This is a genomic window from Paenibacillus sp. NPDC057886 (assembly GCF_042796655.1).
Classification (GTDB): domain Bacteria; phylum Bacillota; class Bacilli; order Paenibacillales; family Paenibacillaceae; genus Paenibacillus.
This window is the reverse complement of sequence record NZ_JBHVMZ010000022.1, coordinates 1-8,099: the sequence shown is the minus strand read 5'-3', so window position 1 is coordinate 8,099 and position 8,099 is coordinate 1. Positions and strand designations below refer to the sequence as shown.

Genomic DNA, 8,099 nt, shown 5'->3' with positions numbered 1-8,099 from the left:
AGCGAGGTGTTTTTTGTCAATAGAATTAGTTTTGTTGAAATGTTCTTACACCCACTAGGGGGGTTAGCTCGATATTCTAGGTGCGAAAGTTGAGTTACTTATATTAATGAAATACACCCTATGAGTAATCATTGGTTTTATTCCAACATCATGATTACATATGGCTTTGATTAACTGACTAAATTTTAAGTCCTCAATTCTACATTTAGTCCAGTACCTATACATGTTGTCCTTTGGATCTGGGAGCTCAGTCGGTTCATAATCCAAGTCTGGAAGTATCTCAAATCTCAAGGACCTAATCGGCTCTTGCTTCTTGATATATTTACTATACAGGTTCAACTTTTTCACTTTGTGTTCAGACTTATCTGCAAAATAAGCTTGAGTTATTAATAGGACTTCATCTTCTTGATCATGGAGAGCCTTAAATAATTGAAGAGATCGATAATAAACTCGTTCCATGTATTGCTCTTTATTTATTCCAAACATCAGAGGATTGCCAAGTTCGAATCGTATTGCAACATCCCACTTATAGAAAAGAGGCGGTTGTAAGGTCAGATTTGGAAAATACTCTGCCAGGTACGTCTTCAGGTCCATTCTGCGGCCTCCATTATCTTTTATTTTTTTGTTTTTTTCCTTGCACAGGTTTCGTCTAGCTGAAATATATTACAAATTATCTTTAAATTCATTCATTACCCTCGTAACAAATTTCGTCTTCCCATCGGTATAAGCTTTGCGATTATTTCTAAACTCATCGGACAGTTCTCTTTTCAAATTTGTATACTCTGCTACTAAAGAAGGATGCTTTCTTAATATTTCTCGAAATATTATATGTCTTTTTAATTCTTCACTTTCTTTATTGCATACGTATAGATGATGTTCGTACTTCTCATTACCTTCACTATCATAAGGTACATATGCATCCTTTCTTGCAAATGCTTCTCTGTTCTTAATTCCCAAATCACCTTCATGTACATATCCCAGTTCTTCTAGCTTATCGATTACCCCTGGCAGGTACTCCACAGATTCAATTACTACATCAACATCAATGATTGGCTTGGCTGCAAGACTCGGGACCGATGTACTTCCAACGTGTTCAATTCGTAATGCTAAACCATTAAGATTATTTGATAGAATGGATTCTATTACATTGAATGCTATTGGCCATTCTTCATTGTAATCTTCAATAATTACTGGTTTTTGATTCTTCATTCAAATTCTCCTTAACATTATTTACGTTATATATTATTAGATGAAGAGAGGGCTAATCCTCCATCTCCGACAGGTTGCTTCTTATGAGTCGGTCCAGAGCTCTGAATCTCCTTATTTTGGTATGCAAAAAGGCAGCTTCTGCTTTACACATCGCTGCCTTTTTGCTTATTAACTTTTTTCCAACGGACCTATCAATCGTTATCTACATAAAAATCCCCTTACGTTTAATCAAATTCAGCATCCCATCTTTGCCTTGGTTCGTCCTCACATCCCTGGGGTTCCGCATCACTGGAGCTTAATTCATACATATGATGTTCAACCTTTTATACCGCTAAATGTAATGCCGCTAATAAACGTCTTTTGAAGAAAAAAGAACAAAACAATAATAGGTAATGTCATCAAGGTGGATACGGCCATTAATAGACCCCATTCGGATCCCTTTTGACTCTGAAATTGCTGCAATCCGAGCGAAACCGTGTAAGATGGTTCATTGGTTAAATAGAGCAAGGGGCCCATGAAATCAGTCCAGCTCCCCATAAATTGAAACAATGCCACGGCTAAAACGGCGGATTTGGCTAGTGGAAACATGATCTGTAAATATATGCGGAACTCACTAGCGCCGTCTAAGCGGGCCGCTTCGCGCAGGGCATCAGGCAGTCCCATGAAAAACTGCCGCAATAGAAAAATGTAAATGGGCACTCCAAAAAATTGGGGTACAATCAGTGGAAGAGATGTTCCTACCCAACCTAATTTAGTAAACAACAGGAATAGAGGAATCATCGTCACCTGTCCGGGGATCATCATAACAGCGAGGGTAACAAAGAAAAGTATACCTCTCCCACGGTACTCTAACTTGGCAAAACTATAGGCAACCAAGGGACAGGATATGATCACACCAAGCGTACTAACGATTGTTATAATCGCCGTGTTTTTCAGATATGTCCAGAAAGGGATATACTCAACGGCACGGGAATAATTACTCCACAGAATTGGATGCGGAATCCACTCTGGTGGGAATGTAAAGATTTGTGTGAGTGGTTTAAGAGAAGTCGAAAGCAGCCAAATGAACGGAGTAATGAAAAATGCAGAAGCAACAATTAGACATAAATAGGCTAACGCACGATTGATTCTTTTGATAGCGATAGGATTCATCCCTTACTTCCTCCTCCTTATTTCCCTTGATAATGAACCCAGCGTTTAGAAGTAATAAAAATAATTCCGGTTAATGCCATAACGATAATAAATAAGATCCAGGCCATTGCGGAGGCATAACCCATTTTGAAATACCTGAATCCGTTCTCATATAAATACATGACGTAAAAAGTCATGGAATTTGCAGGAGTTCCTTGCCCTTTGGTCAACGTATAGGGAAGAGTAAACTGTTGGAATGCACCGATCATTCCCATGACAAGGTTGTAGAAAATAACGGGAGTGAGCAAAGGCAGGGTTACCTTTCTCGTTTTCTGAAACCAGTTAGCTCCATCGATTTGTGCCGCTTCATAGTACTCATCAGGGATGTCTCCTAATCCAGCAAGGTAGATAACGACAGCTTGCCCAATACCCCAAAGCGACATCAAAATGAGAGAAGGCTTGGACCATGACTCACCACCAAGCCAAGAAGGCCCATCGATACCGATATTCGCTAACATCCCGTTCACCAATCCGAAGTTTGGATGTAACAACCACATCCACAGAACAGCCAAAGCTACTTGTGGAACAAGTGTAGGCAAGAAAAAAATCGTTCTGAATATAGCCATCCCCTTGACCTTCATATTCAACATCATAGCGAGTGCCACACCGAAAAATATACTTAATGGAACAAAAAATACGGTGAAATAAAGCGTGTTGTATATGGATTTCCAAAACAGAGGATCATGGAAAAGATCTTTATAATTATTCATTCCGACAAATTCACCAGGCTGCAGAATGCTGTAAGTAGTGAAGCTGAAGTAGATGGACATTAGCATCGGAATTGCATAAAAGCATAGCAGCCCTATAGCCCAAGGTGAAGCAAACAGCCACCCAATCACATTGGTTCTGTGGAGTGCTCGTTTCCTTGCCGATGGAATTGCGATTACTTGAACTGGATCAGCCAGTTTCGCCATGTGCATTCTCCTTCCAATTGTCATTCATTAATAGGCAAGGAGAGAGTTCGCTCCCTGCCTATCGAGCACCCTATTTGTCGTATTTTTCTAAAGCCTTATTAACAGTCTCTGTTACTCTATCCAGGTTCTCTTTCGGAGTACCGTTACCGCGGGTAGCCTTTTCCGTAGCGGAAGCTAACTCATTCCACAACAGCTGTCCTTCAGGAATAACCGGGCGGTTGTGTGAATTGGGCAAAATATTGATAAATTCTTTCATAATCGGATCGTCCTTGTAACCGTATTTGTCGTTAACCGAATCGATAACGGAAATTTGAGAGTCAGCGTTTAATAACGTTTGCCCCTCTTCTTTCCCTAAGAATTCGAGGAATTTCCAAGCAGCAGCGACGTTCTTGGCGCCTTTAGGGATAATAGCGGACCCGCCTCCCGACCATGTCGTAAAATTAGTACCTGTTGGGGTCGGTATTGGTGCAACACCGTAATTTAAATCCGGCTTAAATTTTTCGATACCCTTTACCGTGAAGTTTCCACTTATCTTCATGCTGACTTGACCGGAAATGAACGGATCCATTTCCTCCGTGCCAGCTGCGCTTGTGAATCCGGCAATATCCTCGACGTTGTATTTTTTGCCGAAGTCGGTCATCCATTGTAACGCTTCAACGACTTTAGGATCATTTGCGGTAATTTTGCCGGTGGCAGCATCCTGGAATTCTCCTCCAAATGTCCATCCCCAAGTATACAGCCAGCCTTGCGAATACCATGGGATGAACCCGATCCGTTTGAAACGTTTACCTTCCTTGATGGTTAACTTTTCGGCGGCCGCTTCAAGCTCGGCGATCGTTTGTGGTGGTTTGTTGGGATCCAGCCCTACTTCTTTGAAATGATCCTTATTGTAAAATAGCAGGCGAGAGTCCGTATCCATCGGCATTGCATAAAGCTTTCCTTGATAACTGGACTCCTCCCAAGCAAATGGATAATACATTTCCTTAAGAATTCCAGATTCTGCTGCCATCGAGGATAAGTCAGTCAGAGAACCTTGCGCAGCCCAAGTACCGACCTTAAACCGGTCAAAAAGTGCAACGTCAGGAGGATTGCCGCCTGCGACTGCAGTCAGCAGCTTCTGATCGGATCCCTCGCTGGATTCTGTATAAACCAATTTCATTTTGATGGTAGGATTTTTCTCTTCAAATGCCTTCACGACTTTATTCAAATTATCTAAATCAATGGAGGTAAGACCATGCCACATCGTAACCGTTGTATTTCCCTCTCCGGCCTGATCGCTTGAGTCCCCCTTCGTTGAGCAAGCGGTTACAAGTAGTGACATAGCCAGAAAGTAAACAAGAATTGGAAATGCGAATTTTTTGGATCTCCTCATTCAAAGTCCCCCTTAAGTTAAATTAATTAGTTTAACTTGAATTCCTATAGAATCCACTCCATTTTCTGATCAATCCACAATTTATGTAAGCGCTAACAAGATCGGTGATATGAACTATTAAAATCAGAAAATGATGAACGAAGTGAATTTGTTGTAAGAATCCTACTGGCTATACTAATTATACTAAGTATATTAATATGACATCACGAAGCATGTCAATTGCAATATTACGACATACTTCACAGAAGACAGACCGCGTCTAGATGAAGTTTTTCTTGCGATATCAGGTCAGGAAGGTCCATGCTTCGAAGTTTATATTTCTGATATCAAAAAAGTGCCGATAAGCCCCTGGGGACTTCTCGACACCTTGAACAATATCCTTGATTTTATTGAGCCGCGCTTATCGCTTGTATTAACCCTACCTGTTATTTTTCATGACCATACGATGTTCAATGATGTTCAGCTCGGGAACTGCTGTTCCATGCAACTGAGAGATTAACATATCCACTGCCAATTCACCCATCTGCTTCTCATCCTGCTCAATATGAGTGAAGATGGGTTGACCCAGGTAATCGTTCAGGGAGTCGAAACAAACAATCTCGAATTCCTCCAAAGATTTCCCCATCGAGTTGATAACCTGAGCCAGCATCGTAGCTATTAGAAATTCCGACGCGACAAACGCCTTTACATCAGGGTGTTGTTTCAAAAAAAGCTCTACTGTTTCTTTATCACGTTCAATCGCTGTTCCGTTTATGTTAATGGGAAGGGTGCCCTTCAAGTTCGTCAATACATAATCTTTGTTCAAGTTCATTCCTTCTTGGGTGAAGGCAAACGTATATCCGAGCAGCCTTTCCTCCAATGTTGAAGTGTTCTCTTCCGGCGGAGATAAAAAGGCAATTTTTTTATGACCTTTGCTAATTAGATGACGCGTAAGATCCATGGCCGCTTTCTTATTGTCTGTGTACACTGAACAAACAGGAATTCCTTTTAGGTATCTATCGACCAAAACAATGGGAAACCGATCCAATACAAGTCGAAGCAGCTCCGAATTATAGTGTTGACCATGAATGGGGGTCACAATTAATCCTTTGATGCCTAAACGAATAAATAAGTCAATCGCGCGTTTTTCCTCATCCCGATCCCCGCAAGTTCGCTTGATAATAAGTTGATAATTATGCTCAGCACTCCGCTTTTCCATCGATCTAAGAAGTTTTAAGCCAAACTCGTCAGAAAAATTCGGTATAATAAACCCGATCAACCGCTTATCCTCCTCAGGAACCAGAGGCGTTATTACCTCGGAATAGTGCTTCGGTTCTTGTCCTCCAACTATACCATCGGCCACATACGAACCTTTTCCCTGTATTCGTTTGATAACCCCAGAATCTGCCAATTTATCCAAAGCCTTTTTAGATGTAATACGACTGACGCCAAATTGTTCAGCCAACTCTTTTTCAGAAGAGACTCGGTCTCCTTCTTTTAATCGACCTTCTTTAATCTCTTGTACAATATAGATATATATCTGCTCGTATAAATGCAATTCCACAAAACCACCCTGACATCATAATATTAATATACTAAGTATATTACACAAGAAGTAATTCGCAAAGTTACTCAGATTACCGACGAACTTCTGTGGCATGGAGTTTTCCAAGTCTATTGTGTCAGACCTCTCCTTACAGTTAGCCCCCATGGTAGGGTCATGGAATAACTGGCCCTAAGTCGACAGCCGATTCCCGTTTATCTTAGTGGATGCGATGGTATTGAAGGTCCGTGAAGAAAACTCTCGAACCCCAAACGAACAAAAACCAGCTAATGTTTGTCAAGCATTTCAGGTTGGATGAGTTCTCTTTTCGTGTTATACTTTTTCCGACCAACCTGAATAACCTCCACGGCTATGGAGGTTTTGGTTAAATATGGTTTAAATTTGGTAGGGCTGCCCTTTCTGCAAGATGGCGAAAATGTGATGCAATAGCTTGTTTGCGCAGGCAATCACAACCACCTTGTAGGGCTTGCCCTCTTTTCTTTTTTTCTCATAGTACGCACGAATTCTTGCATTTGCGTTTTTCCGCATCCCGCATTGCACCGCCAAATACAGAGAACGTCTAAGCCTTTTCGAGCCTCGTTTCGTTATTCGTGTGCTTGTCGCAGTAAACTTCCCGGAACTGAAAATCCCAGGGTCCAGCCCCGCAAACGCCACGAGTTGCTTGGCATCACTAAACTGCCCGACGTCTCCCACTTCCGCTACAATGGCTGCGGCCAGTTTGGTGCCAATTTCCGGAATACTCTTCACGAGCTCGACTTCAGGCAGGTCTGCCGCCATTTCTTCCATTTGTTTTTCCAGTTCGTCCAGCTGCACGATCATCGTTAACAATAAAGTGACCATCCCGTGCAACGCTTTGCTTTGAGACGGACTACGCCCAGCTTCTCTCCAGTCAGCCAGCACTTCCTCCAGTTTCCCGACTTTTTCATTCGTCCATCGTCTGGAACGGGATCTGCCCGTGCTTTCTTGAATGACTTCGATCCAATCCTCCGTATCTCCCTCTAAACAGCGGGCCAGTACCGTCAATGACGTTACCGAAAACACGTTGTAGAAGATCTGCTCATATGCCGGAAATACTTGCTCCAGCAAGGCTCTGCTGTTCAGTTTCGCTTGCACAAAGATGCCCGTGACGAACTCATGCTGCCGGGTCAAATGCTGCAGCTCCGTAAACGTTCTCATCCCAGGTTCGGTGTGGCCTCACGTCGCCGCGGTAGTACATCTCAGCCAGATGCCAGGCGTCCGAGGCGTCCGTTTTCACTTTGCGTAACTGCGTTCCTTTGGCTCGTTTGGATTGCAACGGATTCACAATATAGTAGGTGTAACCACTCCGATCCAGGTAAGAAACCAATGCGCGGTGGTAATGTCCCGTCGCTTCCAGAACCACTACTGGAGCCAGCCCTGTTTCGACTTGAAGCTCCCCTAGCATTTCTGCGAATTGTTCAAACCCATTCTGTTCATGCACAATGTTCACCGCTTTGCCATACGGCTCATTTCGTTTCCGAAACGCCTGCACCACACTTGAACCTTTAGCGACATCTACACCGACAACAGGTTCCAATCTCCTCACTCCTTGTCTTGAATTTCGCCGGTCCTTTCCACGATGGTTCCAAACCCATAGCTTCGCTTGTTATACGGGGTCAATCGCCCCTACCAGCTCAAACATGGTCTTTTGGAGGTCGTGGGAGAACAGTTTTTGTTACGGGGTCATGGCCCCTAAAGCCGCCACGTTCTCCCGGCTCCCCCCATGGAAAACGACCACAAAAAAAGGCCAACCAGTAATTAAAATGTACCCTATAAGATAGACACTTTGAAAAAGGTCATCTTATAGGGCTTTTTTTTGTTTATAATGAAGAAAACATGAGCGGTGGTAGGA

Annotated in this window: 6 protein-coding genes and 2 pseudogenes; 1 reads left to right on the top strand and 7 read right to left on the bottom strand. The window is 42.7% G+C overall.

Going from position 1 to position 8,099, the window contains the following annotated elements:
* Nucleotides 1-63 precede the first annotated feature (63 nt).
* The 6 genes from ACFVQB_RS34230 to ACFVQB_RS34205 all read right to left on the bottom strand — a co-directional run bounded on the left by ACFVQB_RS34230 (nucleotide 64) and on the right by ACFVQB_RS34205 (nucleotide 6,229).
* Nucleotides 64-594, bottom strand: a complete 531-nt coding sequence (locus ACFVQB_RS34230; protein WP_379449837.1) for a DUF3885 domain-containing protein — start codon at nucleotides 592-594, stop codon at nucleotides 64-66.
* Between the two features lie 69 nt (nucleotides 595-663).
* Nucleotides 664-1,209 carry a GrpB family protein gene (locus tag ACFVQB_RS34225; protein WP_379449835.1) on the bottom strand — a complete coding sequence of 182 codons (546 nt, stop codon included), beginning with the start codon at nucleotides 1,207-1,209 and terminating at the stop codon, nucleotides 664-666.
* 315 nt (nucleotides 1,210-1,524) lie between these two features.
* A complete protein-coding gene (locus ACFVQB_RS34220) occupies nucleotides 1,525-2,361 on the bottom strand; it encodes a carbohydrate ABC transporter permease (protein WP_379449832.1) in 837 nt (278 codons plus the stop codon).
* Between the two features lie 17 nt (nucleotides 2,362-2,378).
* Nucleotides 2,379-3,314 (bottom strand): carbohydrate ABC transporter permease, encoded by a 936-nt coding sequence (locus ACFVQB_RS34215; protein ID WP_379449830.1) that lies wholly within the window; start codon nucleotides 3,312-3,314, stop codon nucleotides 2,379-2,381.
* A 70-nt stretch (nucleotides 3,315-3,384) separates the two neighbouring features.
* On the bottom strand, nucleotides 3,385-4,686 hold the full coding sequence (locus ACFVQB_RS34210) for an ABC transporter substrate-binding protein (protein WP_379449827.1): 1,302 nt from the start codon (nucleotides 4,684-4,686) through the stop codon (nucleotides 3,385-3,387).
* 418 nt (nucleotides 4,687-5,104) lie between these two features.
* The gene (locus ACFVQB_RS34205) at nucleotides 5,105-6,229 is read right to left on the bottom strand and encodes a GntR family transcriptional regulator (protein ID WP_379449825.1); all 1,125 of its coding nucleotides are present in this window, start codon (nucleotides 6,227-6,229) and stop codon (nucleotides 5,105-5,107) included.
* A gap of 57 nt (nucleotides 6,230-6,286) precedes the next feature.
* Here ACFVQB_RS34205 and ACFVQB_RS34200 point away from each other — a divergent pair.
* Nucleotides 6,287-6,464: pseudogene (locus ACFVQB_RS34200) on the top strand (transposase); the annotation flags it as partial.
* 140 nt (nucleotides 6,465-6,604) lie between these two features.
* Here ACFVQB_RS34200 and ACFVQB_RS34195 read toward each other — a convergent pair.
* Nucleotides 6,605-7,784 (bottom strand): annotated as a pseudogene (locus ACFVQB_RS34195) (IS110 family RNA-guided transposase).
* Nucleotides 7,785-8,099: the final 315 nt, after the last annotated feature.